This is a genomic window from Betaproteobacteria bacterium (genome assembly GCA_016720925.1).
Taxonomy (GTDB): Bacteria; Pseudomonadota; Gammaproteobacteria; order Burkholderiales; family Usitatibacteraceae; genus UKL13-2.
Map to the genome: position 1 here is coordinate 774,447 of JADKJR010000001.1, position 25,801 is coordinate 800,247.

At 59.3% G+C, this 25,801-nt stretch carries 28 protein-coding genes and 2 pseudogenes; 18 read left to right on the top strand and 12 right to left on the bottom strand.

Annotated features, from left to right (window positions below; all coding sequences use genetic code 11):
- Positions 1–58 precede the first annotated feature (58 nt).
- Positions 59–1,390 carry a penicillin-binding protein 1C gene (pbpC, locus tag IPP88_03695; protein ID MBL0121852.1) on the top strand — a complete coding sequence of 444 codons (1,332 nt, stop codon included), beginning with the start codon at positions 59–61 and terminating at the stop codon, positions 1,388–1,390.
- Between the two features lie 23 nt (positions 1,391–1,413).
- Positions 1,414–2,421 (top strand): hypothetical protein, encoded by a 1,008-nt coding sequence (locus IPP88_03700; GenBank protein ID MBL0121853.1) that lies wholly within the window; start codon positions 1,414–1,416, stop codon positions 2,419–2,421.
- An 86-nt stretch (positions 2,422–2,507) separates the two neighbouring features.
- Here the strand turns inward: IPP88_03700 and IPP88_03705 are convergent, their stop codons facing one another.
- Genes IPP88_03705 through IPP88_03715 form a run of 3 tightly spaced genes read right to left on the bottom strand, consistent with a single transcriptional unit; the run spans position 2,508 to position 3,941 of the window.
- Complete coding sequence (locus IPP88_03705) at positions 2,508–3,068, bottom strand: DUF4287 domain-containing protein (protein MBL0121854.1); 561 nt, start codon at positions 3,066–3,068, stop codon at positions 2,508–2,510.
- 28 nt (positions 3,069–3,096) lie between these two features.
- A complete protein-coding gene (locus tag IPP88_03710) occupies positions 3,097–3,609 on the bottom strand; it encodes an SRPBCC domain-containing protein (GenBank protein ID MBL0121855.1) in 513 nt (170 codons plus the stop codon).
- A gap of 2 nt (positions 3,610–3,611) precedes the next feature.
- A complete protein-coding gene (locus tag IPP88_03715) occupies positions 3,612–3,941 on the bottom strand; it encodes a helix-turn-helix transcriptional regulator (GenBank protein MBL0121856.1) in 330 nt (109 codons plus the stop codon).
- A gap of 117 nt (positions 3,942–4,058) precedes the next feature.
- On the opposite strand from IPP88_03715, the gene IPP88_03720 reads away from it, so the two are divergent.
- Positions 4,059–4,673: a glutathione S-transferase gene (locus IPP88_03720; GenBank protein ID MBL0121857.1), complete on the top strand. Its 615-nt coding sequence runs from the start codon at positions 4,059–4,061 to the stop codon at positions 4,671–4,673.
- 127 nt (positions 4,674–4,800) lie between these two features.
- On the top strand, positions 4,801–5,877 hold the full coding sequence (locus IPP88_03725; protein MBL0121858.1) for a trypsin-like peptidase domain-containing protein: 1,077 nt from the start codon (positions 4,801–4,803) through the stop codon (positions 5,875–5,877).
- A 229-nt stretch (positions 5,878–6,106) separates the two neighbouring features.
- Here the strand turns inward: IPP88_03725 and IPP88_03730 are convergent, their stop codons facing one another.
- A complete protein-coding gene (locus IPP88_03730; GenBank protein ID MBL0121859.1) occupies positions 6,107–6,301 on the bottom strand; it encodes a hypothetical protein in 195 nt (64 codons plus the stop codon).
- A 29-nt stretch (positions 6,302–6,330) separates the two neighbouring features.
- Positions 6,331–6,837: a DUF1993 domain-containing protein gene (locus IPP88_03735; protein MBL0121860.1), complete on the bottom strand. Its 507-nt coding sequence runs from the start codon at positions 6,835–6,837 to the stop codon at positions 6,331–6,333.
- Positions 6,838–7,189: 352 nt separating this feature from the next.
- Between IPP88_03735 and IPP88_03740 the strand changes: the two genes are divergently transcribed.
- Complete coding sequence (locus IPP88_03740) at positions 7,190–7,393, top strand: hypothetical protein (GenBank protein MBL0121861.1); 204 nt, start codon at positions 7,190–7,192, stop codon at positions 7,391–7,393.
- A 160-nt stretch (positions 7,394–7,553) separates the two neighbouring features.
- Complete coding sequence (locus tag IPP88_03745; GenBank protein ID MBL0121862.1) at positions 7,554–8,663, top strand: enterochelin esterase; 1,110 nt, start codon at positions 7,554–7,556, stop codon at positions 8,661–8,663.
- Between the two features lie 233 nt (positions 8,664–8,896).
- On the opposite strand, the gene IPP88_03750 is transcribed toward IPP88_03745, so the two are convergent.
- The gene (locus IPP88_03750) at positions 8,897–10,090 is read right to left on the bottom strand and encodes a DUF2863 family protein (GenBank protein ID MBL0121863.1); all 1,194 of its coding nucleotides are present in this window, start codon (positions 10,088–10,090) and stop codon (positions 8,897–8,899) included.
- 270 nt (positions 10,091–10,360) lie between these two features.
- Between IPP88_03750 and IPP88_03755 the strand changes: the two genes are divergently transcribed.
- The 12 genes and pseudogenes from IPP88_03755 to IPP88_03810 all read left to right on the top strand — a co-directional run bounded on the left by IPP88_03755 (position 10,361) and on the right by IPP88_03810 (position 18,282).
- Entirely contained in the window at positions 10,361–10,894 is a 534-nt protein-coding gene (locus IPP88_03755; GenBank protein ID MBL0121864.1) for an SRPBCC family protein, read from the top strand.
- 65 nt (positions 10,895–10,959) lie between these two features.
- Positions 10,960–11,490, top strand: coding sequence for a YHS domain-containing protein (locus IPP88_03760; protein ID MBL0121865.1), 531 nt, complete (start codon positions 10,960–10,962; stop codon positions 11,488–11,490).
- The gene (locus IPP88_03765) at positions 11,463–12,305 is read left to right on the top strand and encodes a DNA alkylation repair protein (protein ID MBL0121866.1); all 843 of its coding nucleotides are present in this window, start codon (positions 11,463–11,465) and stop codon (positions 12,303–12,305) included. Before IPP88_03760 ends, IPP88_03765 begins: the two co-directional genes overlap by 28 nt.
- Before the next feature lie 56 nt (positions 12,306–12,361).
- Entirely contained in the window at positions 12,362–12,817 is a 456-nt protein-coding gene (locus IPP88_03770) for a heme-binding protein (protein ID MBL0121867.1), read from the top strand.
- A complete protein-coding gene (locus IPP88_03775) occupies positions 12,804–13,214 on the top strand; it encodes a hypothetical protein (GenBank protein ID MBL0121868.1) in 411 nt (136 codons plus the stop codon). Before IPP88_03770 ends, IPP88_03775 begins: the two co-directional genes overlap by 14 nt.
- A complete protein-coding gene (locus IPP88_03780) occupies positions 13,162–13,509 on the top strand; it encodes a hypothetical protein (protein MBL0121869.1) in 348 nt (115 codons plus the stop codon). The genes IPP88_03775 and IPP88_03780 overlap by 53 nt, the downstream gene beginning before the upstream one ends.
- A gap of 15 nt (positions 13,510–13,524) precedes the next feature.
- A complete protein-coding gene (locus tag IPP88_03785) occupies positions 13,525–14,259 on the top strand; it encodes an SDR family NAD(P)-dependent oxidoreductase (protein MBL0121870.1) in 735 nt (244 codons plus the stop codon).
- Positions 14,256–14,828, top strand: a complete 573-nt coding sequence (locus IPP88_03790; protein MBL0121871.1) for a DUF3109 family protein — start codon at positions 14,256–14,258, stop codon at positions 14,826–14,828. Before IPP88_03785 ends, IPP88_03790 begins: the two co-directional genes overlap by 4 nt.
- Positions 14,829–14,990: 162 nt before the next feature.
- Complete coding sequence (locus IPP88_03795; protein MBL0121872.1) at positions 14,991–17,063, top strand: EAL domain-containing protein; 2,073 nt, start codon at positions 14,991–14,993, stop codon at positions 17,061–17,063.
- Between the two features lie 25 nt (positions 17,064–17,088).
- The gene (locus tag IPP88_03800; protein MBL0121873.1) at positions 17,089–17,325 is read left to right on the top strand and encodes a hypothetical protein; all 237 of its coding nucleotides are present in this window, start codon (positions 17,089–17,091) and stop codon (positions 17,323–17,325) included.
- A 1-nt stretch (position 17,326) separates the two neighbouring features.
- Positions 17,327–18,051 (top strand): annotated as a pseudogene (locus IPP88_03805) (aldo/keto reductase).
- A gap of 21 nt (positions 18,052–18,072) precedes the next feature.
- Positions 18,073–18,282 (top strand): KTSC domain-containing protein, encoded by a 210-nt coding sequence (locus tag IPP88_03810; protein ID MBL0121874.1) that lies wholly within the window; start codon positions 18,073–18,075, stop codon positions 18,280–18,282.
- Between the two features lie 232 nt (positions 18,283–18,514).
- Here IPP88_03810 and IPP88_03815 read toward each other — a convergent pair whose 3' ends face one another.
- The 6 genes and pseudogenes from IPP88_03815 to IPP88_03840 all read right to left on the bottom strand — a co-directional run bounded on the left by IPP88_03815 (position 18,515) and on the right by IPP88_03840 (position 25,685).
- Entirely contained in the window at positions 18,515–18,892 is a 378-nt protein-coding gene (locus IPP88_03815) for a hypothetical protein (protein MBL0121875.1), read from the bottom strand.
- 237 nt (positions 18,893–19,129) lie between these two features.
- Complete coding sequence (locus tag IPP88_03820) at positions 19,130–19,402, bottom strand: hypothetical protein (GenBank protein MBL0121876.1); 273 nt, start codon at positions 19,400–19,402, stop codon at positions 19,130–19,132.
- Positions 19,403–19,486: 84 nt separating this feature from the next.
- Positions 19,487–22,399 (bottom strand): annotated as a pseudogene (locus tag IPP88_03825) (class I SAM-dependent DNA methyltransferase).
- A 410-nt stretch (positions 22,400–22,809) separates the two neighbouring features.
- A complete protein-coding gene (locus IPP88_03830; GenBank protein ID MBL0121877.1) occupies positions 22,810–23,373 on the bottom strand; it encodes a hypothetical protein in 564 nt (187 codons plus the stop codon).
- Positions 23,374–23,527: 154 nt separating this feature from the next.
- On the bottom strand, positions 23,528–24,289 hold the full coding sequence (locus IPP88_03835; protein ID MBL0121878.1) for a tail fiber domain-containing protein: 762 nt from the start codon (positions 24,287–24,289) through the stop codon (positions 23,528–23,530).
- A gap of 106 nt (positions 24,290–24,395) precedes the next feature.
- Positions 24,396–25,685 carry a hypothetical protein gene (locus IPP88_03840; protein MBL0121879.1) on the bottom strand — a complete coding sequence of 430 codons (1,290 nt, stop codon included), beginning with the start codon at positions 25,683–25,685 and terminating at the stop codon, positions 24,396–24,398.
- Between the last annotated feature and the right edge of the window lie 116 nt (positions 25,686–25,801).

A 25,801-nucleotide genomic window follows, 5' to 3' on the forward strand; every position in this document is an offset into this window, starting at 1 on the left:
AACGCTCTGCGATATTATTCGCGATGGTTGTCGTCCTTCTCACTTTGGTGGCGATTAGATTCATTTCCGTGTCGCCCTCCATGACTTCGCCCCCTACTCCTCCGCCATCTACGCCGAAGACGGCACCCTGCTGCGCCTCACCACCGCGCGCGACGAGCAGTACCGCCTGTGGACCCCGCTTGACACCATCTCGCCCAAGATCACTGAAGCCGTCACGCGCTATGAAGACCGCTGGTTTGCCTGGCACCCCGGCGTCAATCCCGTCGCGCTGATAAGAAGCGCACATGCCACGTTCTCCGGTGAGCGCCGTCAAGGCGGCTCCACGCTGACGATGCAGCTTGCCCGCAAGCTATACGACATTGACAGCCGCAGCGTCGGTGGCAAATTGAAACAGATCGCCGCCGCGCTATGGATTGAAGCGCGCTACAGCAAGCGCGATATCCTCGAGGCCTATCTCAATTTCGCGCCCTATGGCGGCAACATCGAAGGCGTCGGCGCGGCGAGCCTCGTGTATTTCCACAAGCGCGCAGCCGATCTCACCTTGCCCGAGGCGTTCACGCTGGCGGTGATTCCCCAGAACCCGGCCGCGCGTGGCGGTAACAGGACGGGCTCGCCCGCGCTCGCGGAGGCGCGCACGCGCATGGCGTCGATATGGCTCGACAAGCATCCCGACGACGAGTCGCTTGGCGCCAAACATGCGGTGTCGGCCAAGTCTGCGTCCATGCTGCCGTTCCGCGCGCCGCATCTCGCCAACCAGTTGCTGAAGGAAAGCCGTGGCGAGCTCTTCACCACGATCGATGTGAAGATGCAAACCACGCTCGAGCGCACCATCGCGCAACGCATCGAGCAGCATCGCGACAGCGGCATCCGCAACGCCTCCGCTATCCTGCTTGATACCCAGACCATGCAGGTCAAGGCGCTGGTCGGCTCCGCCAATTTCAACGACGACGATATCGATGGCCAGGTCAACGGCGTACTGGCCAAGCGCTCACCGGGTTCGACCCTGAAGCCCTTCATCTATGCGCTGGCTTTCGACCAGGGCGTGCTGCATCCGATGACGGTGCTCAAGGATGCACCCACCGCGTTCGGGCCATTCAGTCCGGAGAATTTCGACGGTCGATTCATCGGCCCGATCACCGCTCAGGATGCGTTCACCCGCAGCCGCAATGTGCCAGCCGTGCAGGTCGCCTCAAAACTCACGCGGCCGGGTTTGTACGACCTGATGAAGACATCCGGTGTAGCCAACCTCGCCAGCGAGAAACACTACGGGCTGGCGCTGACGCTCGGCGGCGGCGAGGTGACGATGGAAGAACTCGCGCGGATGTACGCGATGCTGGCGAACGGGGGGAAGGAGGTCCATCAGTACGCGTCATGCTTTGCCCGCGGATAAGAAGAAAGTTGGCGGCTCAAATAATGGCTGTCGCCCCGGCGTCCCTGAAGGACTTCCTCCGGTCCCAGGTTTGTCACGGCGAAGAGGGCAAACAGGGCTCCGGCGCTCGTTCGTCACAAGTGCGGGTCGCCAGTAGCGAAATCACAAACAGCACGCGTCTATTGTCCGAAGAAGCCTCCTTCGTCACCCTCGACATGCTGAAAACCAACCCCCGCCCCGACACCGGTCTCCCCGCGCAACCCGCTGTTGCGTGGAAGACCGGCACGTCCTGGGGTTTTCGCGACGCGTGGACCGCAGGAATATTCGGCCGTTACGTGCTGGTCGTGTGGGTCGGCAATTTCGACAGCAGCAGCAATCCCGCTTTCATCGGTGTTTCGGCCGCCGCGCCGCTGTTTTTCAATGTCGTCGATGCGTTGCGAAATGAAGGGCTGATGGCCGAGGACATGCCGCGTCCGCCACCGGCGAAACTGACGCGCGTGGATGTCTGCGCGGCCTCCGGCGATTTGCCGAACGCCGATTGCCATCAGCGCGTGCCGACCTGGTACATGCCGGGCAAATCGCCCATCCGCCTGTCCACTTTGCATCGTCGCGTGCTGATCGACCGGCGCACCGGCAATGCCGTCTGCGCGGAAGGGCCGGACACGCAATGGCAGGTGATCGAGTACTGGCCTTCCGACATGCAGCGATTGTTTCGCGATGCAGGCATGCCGCGCCGCGAGGCGCCGCGTCAGGCGGAATGTGGCAATAACCCGCGCGCCCGGGCCGGCAATGCCAGCGAGCCGCAGATTGTCTCACCGCTGCGGGCGGTGACCTATACCTCGCGAATTTCCCAGCCGGTGGCGATTTCGCTTCGCGCCGAGGGGCCCCGCGGCAAACTGTTCTGGTTTGCCAATGAAGCGTTTCTCGGCGAAGCCAATACCGGTGAAGGCCTGGCGTGGCAGCCGCCGCGCGCGGGGCACTTTGTGCTGCGGGCGGTGGATGAAGCGGGGCAGGCGGATAGCCGGGATATCAACGTTGAACTAGTCCCCTAGCACTGGCGCAGTGTTTCGGGCGATTCCGCCCGGAGAGGCGCACCATTGCTTGATTCTGGTTGCGAAGGCTATATACGTTGTTGCCACTACGCCGCGTCGTACGCTTGCTTCAGCCACGTCTTCAATTCCGCGTCCACGTCCTGGGTATTCGATAGCCGCACGCGGTGCGAAACCATCGCGCTAAAGCTGCCCGATGGTTCGAGTCGCGCGGTGGTTGCTTCGCCCTTCAGGTTGATGCCCAGATCGACGCGCGTGGCCGTTGTGGCCTGGATCAGCGCAAATTGCTTGTTGCGCCGGTAGCTCACGCAGGTTTTCTTCGGCGAGATTTCGACATCGGCACCGAGTTTGTCCACGGCGGCCGTCACGGCGTCGTATATCGGCCGCAAGGCCGCCTTGGCGCCGGCATACTGGGCGCCGACCAGATCCCCTGCTGCGGGCGGTTTCTCCGCCGATTCGCGTGACCGTAGTGCAATACTGTTCGCATAGCCATGACCAAGTCCGTGTTCAGCCTTGAGCCAGGCGACGATCTCGCCGTGCCGTGCGAAATTTTTCTTGCGCGCCATCGTTACCCAGGCATCGAACGACCGGCCGGTGTTCTTTTCAAGGTTGGCTCGCATCGTCGCTTCCGCGTCTTCGATCTTTCCCATGGTTCGCTCTCCAGTTTGTCTTGAATGCCTACAACGGCCAGTTTTTCACACCTGACTTCTTCGGCAACACGAACTCCATGTACTTGAACATGAAGTACATGAGCCGTGTGCCGAAGGGCGGCTTGCCGGTTTCCACGACAGATTTCAGCGTGTTGACGATCATGCTGCCTCCGCCCTGCATGTCTTTTGCCGTCTTGCTGCCGAGCGGCATGCGGTCCACGGTCAACGTGCACTCGACACCGGCCGCCAGCTGTTTCAGTTCGTAAATCACTTCGCAATCCGGATCATCGTATTGCGTGAATCGAAACGTGTGCGCAAACCGGGTCGGCGGCGTGAAATCGGTGATCTCGCCGACCACCATCACATATTTTCCCGAGCCGGTGCGCATCTGGAATTTTTTCCCTGGCGAAAGCGCCTGCGCATGCAGCCACGCATTGAATACCGCTGCCTGGGCCTCTCCCTGCTTGGTCAATTCGCGCCATACCGCGTCAATGCTGCCATTGATGACGACCCGGAATATTGCCTTGGTGGTCTCGGCCATGCTCATCTCCTCCCTTTTTCAATGATGCGTTTGAGATCCGTCAGCCGCCCGGCCCAGAAGCGGCTGTATTGGTCAGTCCAGTCTTCATGCACTTGCTGTAGCGGTACCGCGTTGAAATAGAGCATCCGCTCGCGGCCGATACGCTCCGACACGACCAGGCCGGCGGCTTCCAGCACATCGATATGTTTCATGACGCCGATGCGTGAAAATGAAAAATGTTCAGCCACAAAATTCAGGTTGCAGCCCGGATGCTGGCGCACCACGTCCAGGATTGCGCGGCGCGGCTGGCTCGCCATCGCGTGAAACAGCAGATCGAGTTCGTCTTCGTTCATCGGCAGCTTTATAGGTAACCGTATGGTTACACGACAATATTGCGTTGTCAAGCGGGTGCTGGCCTCCGCGCCGCTTTCCGGTGAGAATTGTCACCTGCCCTGCAAAGGAGAAGAAAAATGCAACTTGTTGGCATGCTCGATTCCCCCTACGTCCGCCGTGTCGCCATTTCGATGAAACTGATGGGATTGCCTTTCGAACACCGTTCGCTATCGGTGTTTCGGCAGTATGCCGAGTTCCAGAAAATCAACCCGGTCGTGAAAGTGCCGACGCTGGTGTGCGATGACGGCGAAATCCTGATGGACTCGACGCTGATCATTGATTACCTCGACGGACTGGTATCGGCCGATAAACGCCTGATGCCGGTGGATCCTGACGAACGGCGGCGCGCGTTAAGGAACATCGGGATCGCGCTGGTCGCCTGCGAAAAAGCCGTGCAACGTTTTTATGAACTTACGCTGCGTCCCGCTGACAAACAGCACGCACCATGGATCGATCGGGTGACACAGCAGATGGCGGCGGCGTTTGACGAGCTGGAAAAAATTGTTGGCGGCGCAGCGCCGTGGCTGCATGGCGAAAAACTGATGCAGGACGATATTTGCGTGGCCGTCGCCTGGCGCTTTACGCAATTTGTGATGCCCGATGTGATCGGTGTCACGCGCTATCCAGTGCTGGCGACGTTCTCGGATCGCGCGGAAGCGCTGCCCGAATTCAAGGCGACGCCATTGGATTAGTTCTTCTATTTTCACTGCGGGTATCACATTCGCATTGCAATCGCATTGCACCCACACCGCACCCGCATCGCAGGATGTTTTGTTCACAAGCTGGAAATTCCGAGCCGCAACCCCATTGTTGAAAAGTATGAAAAAGACCTTTCTGTTTGCGATATTCCTGTCATTGATCACCGGCGGCACGCTGATATACGCCGAGCGATCCGCCGAGAAGTCCGTGGAGCCGCGGGCCGTCACCCCGCGCGGACCGCTGCAGGAGTCTGAAAAAAGCCTGGTGACATTGTTTGAGCAAGCCGCGCCGTCGGTGGCCTACATCACCACCGAGCGCGTGGAGCAAACCGGCTTCTTTTCGGTCGGCGTCGCACAAGGCGCGGGCAGCGCGTTCATCTGGGATAGCGCCGGGCATGTCGTCACCAACTTTCACGTCATCGATAACGCCCGCAAGATCATGGTGCGGCTTGACGCCGGCAAGGATGCGGTTCCCGCCGAATATGTCGGCGGTGCGCCGGAATACGATCTGGCGGTCGTCAAGCTGAAAACCATTCCACCGGGATTGCGGCCCATCCCGCTCGGTACGTCGCGCGATTTGAAAGTGGGCCAATCGGTGATCGCCATCGGTAACCCGTTCGGATTTTCGCGCACCCTGACCAGCGGCATTATTTCCGCGCTGGACCGCTATCTGCCCACGCAAAGTTATGCCGAAATTGCCGGCGCCATCCAGACCGATGCCGCCATCAATCCGGGCAATTCCGGCGGGCCGCTTCTCGACAGCGCCGGCAGGCTGATCGGTGTGAACACCGCGATCCGTTCATCGTCCGGCAGCTCGGCCGGTGTGGGCTTTTCGATTCCCGTCGATCTGGTCAATCGCATCGTGCCGCAATTGATCGCACGCGGACGCGCGGCCAGCCCCGGCATCGGCGTCGTTCCCTACGATCCATTTGTCGTGGCGCGCAACGGCATCAAGGGTGTGGTGGTGAATGGGCTGCGCGCCGGAACGCCCGCCGCCCAGGCCGCATTGAAACCCCTGAGCCGCAATGGCGAACTCGGCGACGTCATTACCGCCGTGAATGGCCGGCCGGTGGAAACGCTGTCGACTTTCGTCGCCGAACTGGATCGCGCCGGCATCGGCAATGTTGCCGAGTTCACGATTGAGCGCGATGGCAAGGCCCGCAGGGAAAAAATCCGCGTCATTGACGCGTCGCGGTAGGCCCCTACAGCTTTTGCAGCGGCCCGTCGAGGTAGGCGGGGAATTCTGGTACGTGTGTCCCGCCGGGCGAGTGCGAATCTGCTTGCGTTCTGGGAGCGGAGCCGTGGGATCAAGACCTGTGGGGGCGATGCGGGCGCGGGCGGGCGGCAGCTGGCGCGTCCGGCCGAGCGACGCCCACCGGGGGGGGGGGGGGGGGGGGGACACGCCAGCGCCTCTGCTTTCGGCATAGTCAAGAACAAGTCCGCCGGTAGAAATCGACGCTGGTCACCAGTTTCAGATACCGATCCCGGAAAAATGACGCGCCGCAACCGGCACGGTTTCTCTTCACCCGGAATAGAAAAAGCGAGTCTGCCGCCAGCGGTACGGGATGGAAGATCAGGAATTCCTGGCGATACGCCAGATACGCCACGCCGGCAGCCAGCATGCCGTCCGGCGCGCGCGACCGTTGCCGGATCAGAAGCTGCCAAGATAATCCATCTTGCCCACGTCCACGCCGTGATGACGCAGGATGGCGTAGGTCGTCATGACATGAAAGTAGAAATTCGGCAACGCCCAATGCAGCAGATAGTCCTGGCCCTTGAAATGCATTTCCTTGCCGCCAGGCAGGATGGTGATGTCGCGATCTTCCTGGCCATCGATATCGGCCAGCTTGAGGGTCGAAAGAAACGCCAGCGTTTTGTCGATACGCGCATATACATCCGCGAACGTGACCTCGGTGTCGTCGTATTTCGGAATCTCCTGACCGGCCAGGCGCGCGCACGCACCCTTCGCCACGTCGGTGGCGATCTGCACTTGCTTCGTCAGGGTGTACATGTTGAGTTGGAGCCGCGCGCCCAGCAGCACCGCGGGCTCGATCTTTTTCGCCTGTGCATACGCCTCGCCCTTTTGCAGGATCGTTTTCAGGTTGCCGAGCATTTTCTGGAAGACGGGTACGGAAGACTGATACAGGGTTACGGTCATGTGAGGCGCCTTCAAGGGTAAGCGTGCCGGTGGGGTTGCAGGGCGGGTGTGGTGGTTGCGAGGAATTCTAGCAGGGCGTGGCGCGCCCATGATGCGTCCGGTTTCCGTCACGACACGCCACAACACGCCACGAGTCAAAATCCGCGCCGGGAACTTGTCGCGTCGAACAACGGAAATACCAACGTCATCGCGCCAATGCACGCTTCCTTCAAGTCGGTGAAATGACATTTCGCCCAATGTTTTCTGCGCTTTGTCGCAATCCACTTTGGCGCGCGGGCGGGCCGATCTAAAGTGCAGGCACTGCCAGCCAAGGGAGCCAATCATCAAACTTGAAAGTCACATGGAGCAAATCATGAAAAATTTCCTGAACGTTCATTCACGCCAGTCCAATAGTTTTGTCGCCACCGCATTTGGTGTGGTGATGGCTGTCCTGCTGATCGGCAGTTACGAAGCGACACATTCCGTCGCCGACAGCGAAATGACGGTTGCGCATACCGCACAATCCGGCACGGTGGTGCGCATGGAAACCATCGTCGTCACCGCAAAACGCGGCTAGTCGCGCAAGTCGTTCGCTGCCACGGCACGCCGGCCCGGCACCAGGGGACGCTCTGCGATAATACGGAAACACGCCACGAAGTTTTTCGACGAACATCCCCGCAATTCTTCGTGCGCCCGTTTCCAGCAACAGTGATTCGTATTTTTCCGGAGCATCCCGCATGGCACTGAAACGACCCGCCTGGCCGCAAGGCCGCACCGTCATTCTGGAACACACCTCGCGCATCCTCGCCGACAACGCCCTCGGTGATCCGTATCAACGCAAGCTGGCGGTCTGGCTGCCGCCCCAATACGATGAGTTGGCCACCCACAAGCGTGGCAAAAAATTCCCGGTGCTGTTTGACCTCGTCGGATTCATGGGCTCGGGCTTCAGTCACGTGAACTGGCGAAATCTCGACGAGAATATTCCCGAGCGCGCGGCGCGGCTGATTCATGAAGGCAAGATGGGCCCGGCGATTCTGGTATTTCCCGACTGCTTCACCGCGCTGGGCGGCAACCAGTACATCAATTCGTCCGCGATAGGCAACTACGCCGATTACCTTACCAAGGAGTTGATTCCGTTCGTCGACCGCGAATTTCGCACGGCGGCCTCGCGCGAGCATCGCGGCTGCTTCGGCAAATCATCCGGTGGCTACGGCGCCATTATTCACGGGATGAAGTACGCGAAATACTGGGGTGCGGTGGCGAGCCACTCCGGCGACGCCTATTTTGATTTTGTGTACATGAAGGATTGGCCGGGCACGCTCACGGAAATCATGAAGCATCGCAAGATCAAGCGCGTGGCGGGTGCGATCAATGTGGCACGGGAAGAAAAGGGCGCGGCACTCGGCATCGACGATGGCCGCGTGAAAAACTTTCTCGATCATGTCTGGAAAAAGGAAAAGCTGTCGGATGCGGAAGGACATGCACTGATGATCCTCGCCATGGCCGCCAGTTACGATCCCGACCCCAAGGTGCCGCTGGGCTTTCGCCTGCCGTTCAACCTGGAGACCGGCGAGCGCATCGAAGCCCGCTGGAACGCGTGGCTGAAACACGATCCGATCAATCTCGTGAGCAAACACGCTGGCAGCCTGAAATCGCTCAAGGGAATATTCATCGATTGCGGCTGGCGCGATCAATACAGCATCCACTTCGGCGCGCGCATTCTGTCGAAGCGGCTTGCGGCGGCGCGTGTCAAACATGTGTACGAGGAATTTGACGATACGCATTCCAGCATCGATTACCGCATGGATCGGAGTTTGCCGTTTCTTTACAAGGCACTGAAACCATGAAGCCTTGATGCGGGGCGACGCCGCCGAAATCTGAATCGACCGTGGCCCGCATTGAGCGCAGCGAAATGCGGGGGCGATTTCGAACGCAGCGAAGTTCCCGGAATACTCTTCGCTGCTTCCGGGATCTGCAACCAGAGTCTGGCCAAGTTAATTGGCAAAACCCTAGCACTGGTGCGGCGTTCCGGGCGAAAAGGCCTGAAACGCCGCTCCAGTGCTAGGGTTTTACATCAAAATTAATGGTAATGCACCGCTGCGGTCTCCGCTTCTTCCGGCAATTCCGGGTGCACCATTTCGCTGTCTGCATCGGCAAACAGCGGCGCGCCGCAGTCTTCGCAAAACTCCGGCGCAAACAGTCCGCTCAATTTCGTGACTTCGCCGATCTTGCATTCGGCCAGAACCGTCTCAACATCCTGCGCGGGGGCCGGTTGCGATTCATCGTCCTCGCGCCCGAACAGGGGCCAGACAATGCCGTGCACGACGTCATCCTGCCCGCGCTGCGTGAAGGCGATGCGGTATTCGTCGACGCGTTGCTCGCCGAATCCGGCGACGATGGCGCGAAGCTGCGGGGCGGTGGTCTTGAGCGTGTTTTCGAGATAGCCGACGGCGGCGCGAATCGCGTAGGGGCGCACGCGGCGATCGGACTCGCGGCAGTTGACGAAATAGGCATCGGGCAGCAGGGACTCGAACGCGCAGCCTGGCAGCAGGCGCGACAGGTTCGGGCGGCACTGGGCAATCCAGCGTTCGAGGCCATCGCTGCGCGTCATGCGCTCGGCGGGCTTTTCAATTTCCTGCCAGCGGAAAAACGCCTTGCCATGCGGAACCGCGACACCTGCCAGCAGGAAGCGGGTATCGGCGAGCAATGGCGCGGTCTCGGGCATTTTCGCAAAATCGAATCGCGGCGATGTGCCGGACACAGCCGCTTCGCTAAGCTTGACCGCCATTTTATGGACACTCGAAAAATCACGCGGCATCTGGTCGATGCTATAAAGATAGGGGCTCATGCATGCGCGCGCGCCCTCGGCGAGCACGTGGCCGTGCAGTTGCGGGAGGATGGCCTCGACCGCGTCCTTGGGGATCGGGCCGGATGGCACCGCATATCGCGACCATGCCACCAAGGGCATGGCCAGCAGCAGAATGTCCCAGCGTGCGCCATTGACCTCGATGACCGTGGATTCGGCACAGGCTTCCACCAGTTCGATCAGCACATCATGCGCGGCGAGATTGCTCTGAAACGTATGGTCGAGTGCGGACTCCAGTGCCGCATCGTTGCCGGCGGCCATCAGCTTGCCGGCCAGTGCGGTGATGCCGGCCTCCCAATACACGTCCTCGGCGCGGCTGCCGGAGGCAACCAGTCCGGTGGAAAGTCCGATCAGTTTCTCGGCGTCGCGGGTGAGGCGGAGAGGGGATTTGCTGCGTTGGCGTTTCATTGCGTTCAATCGTTGGTGCGAGAGAATAGATTATATCTGTACCGGAAGTGCGCTGCCCTTTGTGAGAGCGGATGCGAGACGGGCTTGTGTCGTACTTCCAGTCGCCGGCCGGTGATGTCATTTGGGTACCTGCTTAAACGTGTTTGCCAATGACGAAGGACGTAATGGGCAGGATGCAACGATAGCCTGTCAAGTTGGCATAAAATTGTTGCGCGTGAATGTCTGTCATTGGTGACGTGAATACGAGTGACGGCAACTGAGAGGAACCGGATGAAATTATTCAAGTTCATTGCGCTGGGCGTATTGGGGCTGTTCGCATTGTTCGGCTTGTTCAGCTTCACTTTATCCAGCAGCTATAAAGTGGAACGATCCATCGACATCAACGCGCCGATGGAAACCGTCTATCCGCTGGTGTACGACCCGAAAGCGTGGGCACGCTGGAGCGTGTGGAGCCGCCGCGATCCCGCCATGAAATTTACGTATACCGGTGCGCCGGCAGGCGTTGGCGCCAAGTGGTCCTGGCAGTCGAAATCCGAGGGCAGCGGCAGCATGGAATTCACCGGCGCGGAATTCAACAAGAATGTCGCGTACAAGGTGTCGTTCGCGGCATTTGACGCCGTCATGTCCGGCCGCCTGGAATTTTCTCCCGCGGTCAAAGGGGTGCGGGTAACGTGGATCGCCACCGGCGACGTGGGCGCCAATCCGCTGATGCGATACTTCGCGTTGGCAATGGAAGGCATACAGGGGCCGGACTTTGACGGTGGCCTCACCAATCTCAAACAACTGGCGGAGAAATCGCAATGACCCTGGCAAACGGAGCGATCACGATTAGGCCTTTCCTTGCGCGATGGAAACTGCTTGCCGTCCTGATGATGGCTGCATTCCTGGCCGGTTGCGCGGGCACCGGACCGAATAACACCACCTCGGAGGGCGCGGATGCCAACCTGATGTTGAAGGGGCACGATCCCGTTGCCTACTTCACGCTGGGAAAGCACACGCTCGGGAAGGCTGATGTCAAGACCGATCATGACGGTGCGACCTACCGTTTCATGAGCGAAGAAAATAAGGCGATGTTTTTGAAGGAACCTGCGAAATACGTTCCGCAATATGGCGGCTTCTGTTCCAACGGAATCGCCTACGGAATTCCCTGGGGCGGCGATCCCGACACCTGGAAAATCATCGGCGGGAAGCTCTACATTTTTGGTGGCACAAGCTCGAAGAACTATTTCCTGATGGATGAAAAAGCTAATCTCGCGCTGGCGGACCGTTATTGGGCGGATGAAATCAAGGGCCATAACGCGTTTATCCAACGTTACAAACGCCTGGCCCTTCGCGTGCCGCACTACAAGACCGGGAAGGAGCTGGAAGCGCAATGGCAAAAACAGCAAGCGGCAAAATAAGACAGTCGGCAACAACTACCGCAGCCAAGGCCCGCAAAGATTCTGCCGCACGGGTAACACGCAAGCCGCGCGCAACGAAACCTGGTGTGGCGTCCGCGATTAATGCGCGTGCCGCGCTTTCAACGCTGCTGTCGCTCGGCAATGCCGGCGCCGCGAAATTTGCCGCGCGTTTTTTCAAGACCGGCAAGGGGCAATACGGTGAAGGCGATCGATTCCTCGGCATCCGCGTGCCGGTGCTGAGATCCGTCGCGCGCGATTTTCGCGATGCCGGTCTGGAAGTCGCGTTGCCGCTACTGAAATCGGGCTGGCACGAGGCGCGCGCGGTCGGATTGATGCTGCTCGTCCAGCTATATCAGCGTGGTGACGAAAAGACGCAAAAGCGCATCTACGATCTCTATCTCAAAAGCACCAAGCTCATCAACAACTGGGACCTGGTGGACATGTCGGCCGCCCAAATTGTCGGCGCGTGGCTCGACGGCAAACCGGCGGAGCGCCAACGCGTGCTGAGCCGGCTCGCCAAATCCAAATCGCTATGGGAACGGCGCATTGCGGTACTCGCGACTTTCTACTACATCAAGAAAGGCGAATACAGCGAGACCTTGCGCATCGCGCAATTGCTGCTGAAGGACGAAGAGGATTTGATCCAGAAGGCGGTCGGCTGGATGCTTCGCGAAGTTGGCAAGCGGATTGGCGAGGACAAGGAGGAATCGTTCCTGAAGCGCTACTACCGCCAGATGCCGCGCACCATGCTGCGGTATGCCATCGAGCGATTTGCGGAGCCGAAACGGAAGCGGTATTTGATGGGATTGATCTGAACTGCCTTGCCGGAGCGTGCAATAATATTCATTACTCTCATTCTGGTGAAGATCCTGTGAAAACCAAACAATATCTGACCTTCGACGATTGCAAGAAAATCCTCGCCGCGGCCGAGGCGGAAGCCGTGAAAAACAACTTGGCAGTCTGTATCGCGATCGTCGATGATGGCGGGCACTTGTTGACCTTTCAGCGGCTAGACGGATGTGCGGCGGCCAGCGTTGCCATTTCCCAGGGCAAAGCGCGCAGTGCCGCGATTCGCCGGCGGCCGACCAAGAATGATGAAGATATGGTCAACAATGGCCGCACGTCGGCCCTGTCGATGCCGGGCATCACCTTTCTCGAAGGTGGCGTGCCCATCATCGTTGGTGGCGAAACCATTGGCGCTGTGGGTGTGTCGGGCGTGAAATCGTCCGAGGACGCGCAGATCGCGCAGGCCGGCATCGACGCAGTCACCGGCCAGACGTTCCAGCATGCGTTGCCCAAGTTGTGCGAGCGGCATGGAGGCCGTTGACCTTACCACTCATATCGGCACGCCGATCACCATCGACGCTTGCTGGCCGTGCCACGTGATCTGGTTCGACCACCTTGAAAGTACGTCGCTGTCGCCAGGTTCGGTGATCGAATTGTTCAAGCGCATTCATGCGGTGCGCGATGTGTCGCGCAATCTGGTGCGTGCATACGCAATGCCCGACTTGCAACACGGCGTTGCAGAACACCAGCGATATCGCCAAGGGTGGGCGCTTTGCCTATTCGCGTTGCGGAAACGGTCACGGCCGCCTGATTGCGTTCACCCAGTTCCTGCGGGAGAAGAATTTTATTCGCAGCCTGCAGCCGCACGAGATCAAGTCGCTGTCGGTGAAGGTCAAACAGATTCGCTGCTCGAGTTGCGGCGGGTCGATCAATCTTGAAGCTGACAAGGCCTGTGCGCATTGCGGCTCCGCCATTGCGGTGCTCGATGAAGCCGCGGTGGAAAAGGCCCTGGCAACGCTCCAGCAAAAAGAAACAGATCGGGTGTCCCCGAGTCCGGAACGTATTGCGGCCGCATTGTTGGCGTCGGAGGAAAGTGCCCGCCGCGCGAGGCACATGCCGTCCAGCGCCGGCTCACAGTACGGCGTGCTGGAGGGTGTCCTGGTTGGCGGCGGACTCATCGATCTGGTGCAAATAGGCGTGGGCGCGGCGCTGGCCGCCTGGCTCGATGATTGAATCAACGGAAAACACATGAATCTTTATTTTGTAACGGGTACAACCAAGGGTCTCGGCGCCGCGTTGCGCGATGAGTTGATCCGCGACCCCGACAATCTGGTGATCGGCGTGTCCCGAGCACCGGCGTCAAGTATTGCCCCGATCAACCTGCACGCGGATTTCACCGATATCGCGTCCATCGGGCCCGCATTCTCGGCTTGCGAGGCGTACCTCAAGGGAAGGAACTTTGATCTCGCGGTGCTGTTCAACAATGCCGGCGTGGTCGTCCCGGTCGATACGTTTGACCAGCTTGATCCGATGGAGACCGCCGACAATGTGAATATCAACCTGGTCGCGCCGATGGTGCTGACACGACTGTTCGCCAATGCGACGCGCATGTGCGCAAAGCAAAGGCTGGTGGTGAATATTTCGTCTGGTGCAGCCAAACGCCCGATCGCCGGCTGGTCCGTCTATTGCGCGTCGAAGGCCGGCCTCGAAATGGCGACGCGGGCAGCGGCGATGGAAGCCGCCAGCAGCGATAGTAGCCTCGCAATCTGTTCCCTTGCGCCGGGCGTGGTCGATACGCCCATGCAAGCGCAGGTGCGCGGCGCGACCGAGCGCGAGTTTCCCGACGTGGCGCGCTTTCGCGCCATGAAGGCCGACGGCGTGCTACGGGATGCGGTCGCGGTGGCCCGCGACATGATCAAACTGATCAAGGAGGGTAAATTGACCAACGGTGGAAACTTTGACATCCGGGAGCTCCTCGCATGACCGACGCGATCGCCGCACGCCGGCCACGAAAGCCTTCCGCCAAACTTCACTATTGCGATCTCGCCGCGTGCGAAGGTATTTGCTGCAGTGATGGCGCGTTTCTGCAGCCGGATGAGGAGAGACTGATCCACCGGCTGGTGAAAAAGTATCCTGCGCATTTCAGCCAGCTTCCCAAGCACTACATCATCGACGGCGAGTGGGAAGGCAACACCGGACGCAAAACCGAGACCCATCCTTTTCACTACAAGAGCAAGCCAGATCATTTTGCCAATACCCGCTGCTCATTTACCGAAGCGGATGGTAAGTGCGGACTGCAGACGCTCGCCGTCAAATTGGGCAGGCACAAATGGGCTTACAAACCGATGGGTTGCTGGCTGTTCCCGCTCGGCGCGGAAAACGGCAAGCTGATCGCGCCGCCGCGTAATCGCCGCGAAGACCCAAACAACCTTGGCAAGCGCTATCCGGGTTTCGCCTCCTTCACGCCATGCGGCAAGAATGAGCCCAAAGGCCGTATCTGGTGGATTGCGCTGAAAGAAGAAGTGCAGCACTTCAAGGCAATTGACGATTAGGTTGTCCACGGACGATGCCCCGGACAGGCGCGGCGCGTTCGCCCGTGAATGTCGGACGCAAAACTGATAAGTTAGCGTTATGCGCATTTCCTCTTGATCGCCATGCCTTCTTCAATACCGCCTCCGCCAGGCACGTCCGCGCATTCTGACGCGGTTACAACGTTGACCGCCTCCCTGCAGGCGGCGGAAGGCAAGCTTGCGCGAATCGTCGAGGCGTTCGATCATCTTGAATCCGGCGTCGTGCTATATGGTCCGGATGACCGGCTGGTATTTTGCAACCGGCGCTTCCGCGAGATCTACTCTGAAGTGGCGGACGTACTGGTGCCGGGGATGGCGTACGTCGATATTGCGCGGGCCTTTTTCCGGAGCGGATTCGAACACCGTTCGCTGCAGGATGAAGAAGCCTACGTCGCGACCCGCGTTGCCAAGCACCTCGATCCCGACGAGGGCGACTATGAATGGTTGCTGGGCGACGACACTTGGCTGCTGGTGTCGGATCGCAAGACCGCCGATGGCGGCGTGATCGGCTTTCGGCTGGATATTACTGCCCGCAAACACGCCGAGCAGAAACTGGCGCAAAGCGAGCAGCGTCTTACCGGTCTGCTGGAAATGTCATCGGATTGGTACTGGGAGCAGGATGAGAATTTTCGTTTCAAACACATTTCCGGCGGAATGCTGCGGTCAACCGGGATTGATCCGGCCGAGCGCTACGGAAACCCGCGCTGGGACATCGACTACGTCGGCATAACCAGGGAGCAGATGGACGAGCACCGGCGGCACGTCGAGGCACACGAGTCGTTCCGCGATTTTCAATACGCCTACACGATGCCCGAGGGCAGAATCTGCTGGGTGAGCGTTTCGGGCGATCCGCAGTTTGACGGCGCCGGCAACTTCAAGGGCTATCGGGGCGTGGGCAGTGACATCACCGAGAAAAAACGCACCGACGCGCAGATTCGTGAACTGGCGGAATATGATTTTCTGACCGGACTGCCGAACCGCATGCTGCTTGCGTCGAGATTCGAGTTCGCCACGCGACAGGCGCAGCGGCATGGCGGCGGCCTCGCGCTGCTGTTCATTGATCTCGATCATTTCAAGAATATCAACGATTCGCTCGGCCATCACGTCGGCGATTTGATCCTGGCGGAAACCGCAAGGCGCCTGGCGGACGCGACCCGCGCGACCGATACCGTCGCTCGCCACGGCGGCGACGAATTCGTGGTGATGCTGTCCGGCGCGACGGAAGCGGCCGCACTTGCGCGCGTTGCCGAGACCATGGTCGAAACCTTGAGTCAGCCGTATACCATCACCGGACGCGAACTGACCATCACGCCCTCGATCGGCATCGCGATCTGGCCGATGGATGGGGAGGATCTGAATACACTCGTGAAGAATGCCGATCTGGCGATGTACCACTCCAAGTCGCAGGGGCGCAATCAATTCAGTTTCTTTCGCACGGAGATGAACGACCGCGTTACCGAGCGGCTCGCCATCGAGAACGCGCTGCGCCGTGCCCAGCAACGCGACGAATTCACGCTGGTCTATCAGCCGATATTCCAACTGCCCGAACGCAAGCTGAACGGCGTGGAAGCATTGCTGCGTTGGAGCAGTGAATCGCTGGGGTCGGTGCCGCCGTCGCGATTTATTCCGATCGCCGAAGAAACCGGCCTGATTGTCGCTATCGGCGAATGGGTGATCCGCGAGGCGTGCGCGCAACTCCGGCGCTGGCGCGATGCCGGGCTGGATCATTTTCCGATAACGGTGAACGTATCCGCCGTGCAACTAAAGACTCGGCGCCTGGTCGATATATTGCTGGCGGCAACCGTCCAATTTGAATTGATGCCGTCGGACATTGAGATCGAGTTGACCGAAACCGCGCTGATGAATCAGGGCGATAGCGCGCTGGGCACGCTCGATGAAATGGGCAAGCAGGGGTTTCGCCTGGTCATCGATGACTTCGGCACCGGCTATTCCAATCTCGCCTACCTGAAGCGGTTCGATATTTCCAAGCTGAAGATTGACCGCTCTTTCGTGCGCGACATCACCACCGATCTCGACGACGCGGCGATCACGCGGGGTATCATTGGACTGGCGAAGAGTCTGGGGCTGCGGGTGGTCGCGGAGGGAGTCGAATATGACGCGCAACTGGAGCTCCTGATTCAATACGGCTGCGAAGAAGCGCAAGGCTACTTGCTGTCGGAACCGATAGCGCCGCTGTTGTTGCAAGAAAGATTTTGATGCAGGAAAACCAGGAGTAATCAGAGTGCCCACATACAAGTTGCAGGTGCAGGACGACGACGCGCACACCGATGTCTGGCGCGACGTGAAGAATGAAACCGGTCAGTTGCTGGTGTTCGACAAGGAGCCCGCCGCGCGCGCCAGGCTGGAAGAATTGTTTCCGGTGCTGGTCAAGATGGAGAACTTCGCCGCCGGGCCCAAACGCACGCGGGTCGTGATCGTGAATCCGTACCAGGACATTGATAAAGAAAAGGAAGACTGACGTGGAATACAGAAGACTCGGGCGCGCGGGATTGAAAGTGTCGGCGCTGTCATTCGGATCGTGGATTACCTACGGCAATCAGGTGGAAGAGAAGGCGGCGACCGAGCTGATGAGCGCGGCGCGCGATCATGGCGTGAATTTTTTCGACAACGCCGAGGTGTACGCCGCCGGCAAGTCGGAAGAGCTGATGGGCGCCGCGCTGAAGAAACTCAACTGGGACCGGTTGACCTACATCGTCTCCAGCAAATTCTTCTGGGGCCTGCCGGCGAAGTTCGGCGACGGCGTCAACGAAAAAACACGCTCAACCGCAAATACCTGATGCAGGCCATCGACCATTCATTGAAGCGCTTGCAGCTCGATTTTGTGGACCTGGTTTACTGCCATCGCCCGGACGCCAATACGCCGCTGGAGGAAATCGTTTACGCGATGCACGACATGATCCTGCAGGGCAAGGCGCTGTACTGGGGCACGTCCGAATGGAGCGCGACCGATATCATGGGTGCGATCGTCGGCAAATTGGCCGGCGTGGCGAAAGAGCTCAACTGCACCACGGCGCAACTCGCCATTGCGTGGTGCCTGAAAAATCCGCGTGTGTCGAGCGTCATCACCGGCGCCTCGCGTCTCGCGCAGGTGAGCGAAAACATGAAGGCGCTGGAGATTGCGGTCAGGCTTACGCCCGAGGTGATGACGCGCGTGCAGGAGATCGTTGGCAGCAACTTCGACTGACGAGATGAGCGGAGCCGTGCGATGGAAATGAAAAAAGTGAATGTCGCCAATCTGAAAGCCATCGGCTACGACGACAAGCGCCGCGTGCTGGTGGTCGAGCAGTCCTCGGGCACCTATGAATACGCCAATGTTTCGTCGGAGGTGTGGCGGCGCTTTTCCACGTCGGCGTCGATGGGAAGCTTCTTCAAGGACACGATTGAAGAGGATTACCAGAAGCGGCGTATCAAGTAGCAAACACAAGCACTGGCGCGGTTTTCCGGGACGTTTCGGCTTGGAAGCCCCGCCGGTGCTGGTGTTTGATGGTAAACCGCTCCCAGAAAAACCCGTCGTCCCAGCGCAGGCTGGGATCCAGTCCGGTCAATCTCACTTTGAATCGATTTGTATAATCAGACGGTGTAATGGACTGGGTCCCAGCCTGCGCTGGGACGACGGTGCTTGATGCACTATTGAACCGGAAACCAGATTACTTCTTGGGCGTGATCGTGGCTTCTTCAATCAGCAATGGATAAGAATAGCCGCTCCCAAAATCCTTGTTCAGTGCCACGACGCCAGAAATCGTGACCTCATCGCCGACCTTGGCGGTTTGCTTGCTGGTAATGGTGAGATCGTTATTCGCGGCGTCTCCCGTGCCATCCTGCAGATGCAGGAAATTGCGACCCATGATGCCGTTGTTGACCTTGACGACCTTGCCTTGCGCGCTAACCGTCTTGCCGGCGAGGGCCGCCTTGTTCTGGTTCAGCGCCGCGACGGTTTGTACTTTCGGGTCCGCGGCGGATGCGCTGAATGCCGCCAGTGCAAGTGCGCCAATCAGGGCGGCGAAAGCGATGGATAGAATCTTCATGAAAACTCCTGTGAATGGTGAAAGGTCAGTGCGGAAACGTCTGGCGACAGTATATCGTGAGGTGGCGGCGTCGCTCGGCTGAAACACTGTTTGTCGAGTTTCGTGGCGCGGAAGCAGCGGAGCGTATTCCGGGGCCGCCGATGCGCAATGTTGTTCCAGCTGATCCCGTATTACGCTGCGCTGCATGCGGGCTACACTTGGGTATCTCCGCCACCTGGGGCTGTTACTTTCGTGCAATCAGTATTTCGGCCACTCCAGGCAACAGGTCGTGGCGCGTTGCGATGTGTATTGGGCGGTCGAAACCGTATCGCCGGTACAGCCCGACACCGTCGCGAACGTCCCAGCCGCGACCGGCGTCGAGGTCCACGAATTACCCGGGGTGGGAATACCCGCGCGGCATACCGCCGCGCGGCATTGCGCAAGCGTACACACGCCGGCGCGAAAATTATCGAAACAGAACTGATCGGCCTGATCCCAGTTCTGCGGCACCGGACTGGAGGCGTAGCACATGGTCGAATATGGCGAAACACAAGCACTGGCGCGGGTCAAGGCAGATAAATGGCTGAAGAGGCTCGCCAGTGCTTGTGTTTATGTTTATGTGCGTATCGCTTTGCGCCGCTTGGGTTTGGCGGACTCACTCGGCAGCAGGCTGGTGTACTGCTGATACAGTTCGAACAGGAAGGCGACGCGTTCGGCGTCGTTCCTGAAAGTTCGCTTACCGTACGCGGCATCGACGGCGGCGTCGAGTTTCTGGTGCGCTTTCACCAGCAGCGGCGGCATGGTGAGTGGGTCGTAGAGATCGGCCAGGCTGCTCCCTCGACCGCCAACGATATCGTTTTGGCTCCCTCTCCCCCCGGGAGAGGGCTGGGGTGAGGGGGCGTTGGTGGGTGACATGAATTCAGCGCGCGCGTCGAGGACGGTTTGGGCGGCATCCTCGATTTTTTGTTTTTGTGTGGCGGTGGGGGAGTCGGGCCAGGGGAAGTTGTTGTAGACGATGCCTGTTGAATACTGAATTCGACTTTCAAGTCTTCCAGAAACAACACGTGTCCACGCCATATGCATTGCCGACATCAAGACGCCGAAGTGGTACTTCTCGGCATTCCGCAATGTGTAAAGTTTGTTGCTGGCGATTACGTTTCCTGAAATGAAGTCTATGGGAATGTATGTGCGCGCTTCAGATGAAACTTCCGGAAACGCCAGGTAATCGGCGTCGCTATGGCGGTCTTCCGCAAAGAGTATTGAGAATTTCGCCATCTCGCGCGTTGCTGATTTCTTGCTTTCACTGCGATACTTTTGTACAGCGGCAATCCGTTCTCGCACACTTGGAAGTTTTAGCTGCGCGGGCGTGGCATCCTTCAACCACAAGCAGTACCTGTTCTGTCCATACAAGAATTCATCAGTCCCCCAAAAGGTACGAAACAGACCTTCAGAATCTGGTTCATGCGTAAGAAATTTCCGCTTTTCTTCGTCGTTGAAAAGATACTGTCCGTCGTCTACCGGCTTACTCCCATACTTCATAGCCGGAATTTGGCATATTGGTGTCGACCGTCTGGCTAGAACAAGATCGGGGAAATCGATAAGGTATGGGTTGATGTTTCCAGCAAGGACGGCATGTGGTTCGCCACGATACTCGTCATATTCAAAAATGACCTTCGTTGAAGATTCCTGTAAGCCAAATCCAATAATGACGCAATGAACACCAGCGTTACCGGTCGCTTCATTGCTCCACGCGAACGTGCGATGCGCGAAATGAATCTTGATGCCTTGCGCGAGCAGCCATCCCCACAGCACGCCGACTTGTTCGCCTTGGGTGATGGAGTTGGTGGAGACGAAAGCGCAGCGGGTTTCGCTCGCACCCTCACCCGGCCTGTCGGCCACCCTCTCCCGGCGGGAGAGGGGTTGAAGTGAGGGGCTTTCAGGTACTTCGTGGCGAGGACGTACCATGCGGACACGAAGTCGAGTACACCCGCGCCTTTGATGCCGTGCATCACGTGTTCCATATCCGCCTTCTGTTCGGCAGACTGATACTGTTTGCCCACAAACGGCGGATTCCCCATCACATAACTGCACCGCTCCGGCGGTAGCACGCTGGCCCAATCGATACGCAGCGCATTGCCGTTGACCACGTGCGGCGAGGTCTTGAGCGGGATGCGCGCGAAGTACATGCCGAATTCTTCCGACACTCGCACGATCATCTGGTGATCTATCAGCCACAGCGCAACCTGCGCGATTTGTGCGGGGAATTCCTCGATCTCGATGCCGTAAAACTGATCGACGTCGAGCTTGATCTCCTGATGGATATCGAGGAAGCGCGAGCCGGTGGTCTCGTGCACCACGCGCAGCACGTCCAGTTCCAGCAACCGCAGTTCGCGATAGGTGATGACGAGAAAATTCCCGCAGCCGCAGGCGGGATCGAAAAAAGTCAGGCCGCGCAGGCGCTTGTGAAACTCAAGGAGTCTGTTCTTGTTGCTTTTCACCTTGGCGAATTCGGCCCACAGTTCATCGAGGAACAGCGGCTTAATGAGCTTGAGGATATTTTCTTCGGACGTGTAGTGCGCGCCCAGATTGCGCCGCGCTTTCTCGTCCATGATGCTCTGGAACAGCGCGCCGAAGATGGCGGGCGAGATCGCGCCCCAGTCGAGCGCGCAGCAATCGAGCAATGTCTCGCGCATCTTCGCGTCGAAGCTCGCCATCGGCAGCGTTTCCTCGAACAGCTTGCCGTTCACGTACGGGAAGGCGCGCAGTTGCTCGTCGAGCGTGTGGGCGCGCTTGTCGTCGGGCGTATTCAGCACCTGGAACAGCTGCGCGAGTTGCGAACCCAGATCGGTGCCGTCCTCGCGCGTGCGCTCATCCACCCACGCGCGGAACGCCTGCGCGGGCAGGAAGATGCCGGTGTCGTCGGCGAACAGACAAAACAACACGCGTACCAGCAACAGTTCCAGCGGATGGCCGGTGAATCCGCTGGCCTTGAGCTGGTCGTGCAGCTTGCCCATCTGCATCGCCGCTTTGATGTTGACGGGGTCCTGCGGCTTGATCTCGACCACCTGGTAGCCGGCGATGAAACCAAAGCGCTTGATGTGCTTGTGCAGGTCGGCAAGCCTGAAATGGATTTCGCCGTTGTTGCCGTCACCCGCTTCCAGATCGAACAGGCGAAAGCGCGCGAAATCGGAAACCAGGATGTAGCGCGGCAGATCGCGCTCAGTGATGCCGTCGAAATAGTCGGCGGCTTGCGCGAAGGCGATCGAGGTCCTGATCGATACTCTTGTGCTCGATCAGCAGCACGCCTTTCCAGAAGGCATCGATGCGGCCATGTTTGAGCTTCTCACCGGCGCGCGAGAGTTTGACCTGCTTTTCGAAGATGGCGACACGGCGGCGATCGATGCCGAACACGGCGAAGAAATCATTCCAGAAACTTTGCGCCTCGGCGCGCTCGGAAGATTCGTCCTCCCACTTCTTGGAGAAGGCGACCGCGCGGGTTTTGATTTCGTTCGGAGGAGAGGCATTGATGGCAGACGTTGGTTTTCTGCATTATGCGCGATGGTGCGGGAGTTCAGCTATTCCGCGCTTGAGGCGATTTGCAGACATCGTCTTTCGAGTCAAGTTTTCTTGGAGTGAAATCTGGATCGTAGGGTGGGTAAAGCGCAGCGTGCCCACCAATGGACATCAGCGTGGGCACGCTGCGCTTTACCCACCCTACCTCGTGTCAACGTTGGTCATTCCGGCCTACGTGGGAAAGAAGTGAAGTTGAGGTGACGAAAAACTCCAAATGCGCGATGGCATGACGGCGCAATCACACCGTCGCAAAGCGCAACTTTCCATGCGGGCGCGCCAGCACCTACTGCGGAAGCGGCACGCTCGTCGCACGCGCCTTCACCGCCGCCACATCAGAGGCGCTGATCACGCCCGTCGCATTGAGGTCAAAGACAAAGTTGGAATTGTCGGCGCTGGCCGGCGCGGGCTTTCATCGCCGAAACATCCTTTGACGAGACGACACGATCGTTATTCACGTCGCCAACAAGGAAGCCCATCGAGGCCGCCGCCGTGCCGGAGCCATTGAGCCCGTTGATCGTGACCGTGAGGCGCTTGTTGTCGGCGACGTTGGTGAGCGTCACGACCACATCGCCGCCCACCACAGCGGCGGAGGCATTGCCCATTGAGATCGCGTTGTTGAGTGCCGTCGCGGCGGCATTGACCGACGTGACGGTATTGTCGAAATGAAACACGAGCGAATGCCCGCCGCCGATGGCGCGCGGCTCGACGGTCACAGGGCCGGTGATGACCTGGTTTTGATCGATGGTCAATTTGTAGGTCGTGGAACCGTGGATCTTTTGCGAAACCACCGACAGCAAATTCAGCACGGCGGGCGAGGCGCTGATCTCCGCGCGAAAACCGTTGCTCAATCGAAAGCTGAGGCTGGTGATGGTACCCGTCGCCACCGCATCGCCGACGGAAGAGGCGAGGCGGTAATTGGCCGAAGCCATGTCAGCGGTGCCGTTGTTGATGGTGTCGCGCGGGATGGCGTAGTTGGCGCTGGTCTGGCCGGCGGCCCACGTGAAAAGTACCAGCCAATAAGCATGCGCCTGCCAAGGTAATTCTCGTCAGATTGTTCATCGCAATCTCCTCTGCAGGAATTCGTTACCTGCCGCCAAGCATCGCTTTGATGGTCTGCAACTCGCGCTCAAGCAATTCTACTCGCGCGCGCTGCTGCGTCAATTCCGCCGCCTGTTTCTGGATATCCACGGCTTGGGCGGCGATCGTGCGTTGCTGCTTCTGGAATTCGTTCAGCAGCATCGGCGGCAGGTGCTGGTACATCACCGTTTCAATCTGGCCATCGGCGGAATGCGCGACCAGGCCGGGATAGACGTCGTTCACCTCCTCGGCGATCAGACCGTATTGCAACATGCGGCCGGCGGGATTCTGGTCGGCTTTGTAATGAAATGTCACCGGGCGCAGTTTCATGAGCGCGCTGCTGGCGGCGTCCATGTCGGTGATGTCGTCCTTGTAGCGGCGCGAAGAGGCGGTCGTGCCGAGTTGGCCGTTGCTGTCGATGGAGACGGCAATGCCCGAGCCCGCGATCGAGGTGCCGTAGATGCCGGATATGAACGTCCTGAACTGCTGCGCGGACGATCCAATGCGCGTGGTAAAAGTATCGCCCGCGACACCATCATTGCCGATATGGATGTTGAAAAAGCCGGTCGTGAGGTTTACCCCCGCGTTGAGCCCGATGGCGATATTATTGACGCCGGTGGTCGTGTTGTAGAGGGCCCGATAACCCATCGCCGTATTGTTGTGGCTGGTGGTGCTATTGAAGAGCGTTTGATATCCGCTGGCGGTATTGGCACGACCGTTTGCGTGGTTGTACATTGCCTGATACCCGCTCACGGTGTTGAGGTCCACATCGGGTGACGCCGTTCCCGTTCCCGAGCCGGGCCCGGTCCGCTGAACTTGGCACCAACGGTGTTGCTCGCCGCGCCGATGAGCGTGAAGTCGGTCGTCCCGACAGTCAAAATGGTGTAATCGACCGTATTGGCAAAGGAGCCTGCGGCGACGACTTTCCCGCGTTGACCATCGCACTCACACCGCTGACGGTATTGAAGCTGCTGGTAATGCTGTTCTGCATCGCTCCCGCGCCGCTGACGGTGTTGCCGGTGCCGATGGTGTTGCTAAAGAGTGCGTTCCCGCCGTTGGCGGTGTTGACGCCGCCGGTGGTGTTGCTAAGAAGTGCGTTCGCACCATTGGCGGTGTTATAGGTGCCCGTCGTGTTGCTGAGAAGCGCCTGCACGCCGTTGCCGGTGTTGTTGCCGCCGGACATCGTGAAGTTGCCTGCCCCTTCGCCGATGAACGTGTTCGAGAACCCGTAGTAATGCATGAAGCGGGTGCCGGCCTTCATGATGGTCCCTGCGCTCGCGGTTGTGTTGCCCGGCAGAATGAGGTTGCCGCTAAGCGTGGGGGAACCGCTCCATGCCGGCGCGCCCGCCGTGCCAGTGAGTATCTGCCCGGTGGTTCCGCCCGCCGGCGCGTTGTCATCTGCCGCGCAGGACCACGCGCTGCTGTTCCATTTCGCAATCTGGTTGGTGGCGCAGGCAGTGGTCGGCAGCAGTTGCGTCGCGGCGAGACTGATGGTGCCGCTGCCGGTAATCGGCCCGCCGGTCAACCGCTGCCGGTACCGACGGCGGTTACGCTGCCCACGCCCGCCGTCAGCCATTGCAGGTTGCTGCCGTCGGTGCCGAGCACCCTTGCCGGCCGCCGCGCCGGAAACCGGCGAAAGCTTCGCCTGCGTGACGGCGTTGCTGGCGATCTGTGCCGTGCTGATGGTGCCGGTCAAGTTGCCGGTGGGAAGCGTCGCGGTGGTGATGGTGCCGCTGATTTGCAAGCCTGGCAGGGTTGCCGCGCCATCAAGCGACGAGGCGCGAAACGCGTACGGACTGCTGGCGAGCGGCTGGCGCGGTGTCATTTCGGCATCGGCATTGATCGATACCGTGAGCCAATACGGCACGTCGAACGGCAGCGTGAGCGGCGACGCCGGAACCGAGCCGAGCACGGCGTTGAATTTGCCGTTGACGACGTTGACGGAAAGTTGTGTTTCGGTCCAGAGCGCGGCGCCGCCGGTCGCTGCGTTGTACAGGCGGAACGTCATCACCACCGGCGTGTTGACGGCGGTGCCGCCGGTGTCGGTCAGTACGCCCTGATAGTTGATTGCTTCGGGGCGCAGCAAAGACCTGCGGGTGAGAGCAGCGAATCCCGCGAATCCCACCAATCCCGCACGGAGAATTTGCTGAAGAAATTTGTTCATATTGTTGCTCCATTCACGTCTGGCAATACTTGAAACGGTGTTCGGAATCAGGTGAGGGCATCCGTGTATCAAATTGGAAACCATTCAATTTCCGTCGTCCCAGCGGAAGACCAAGG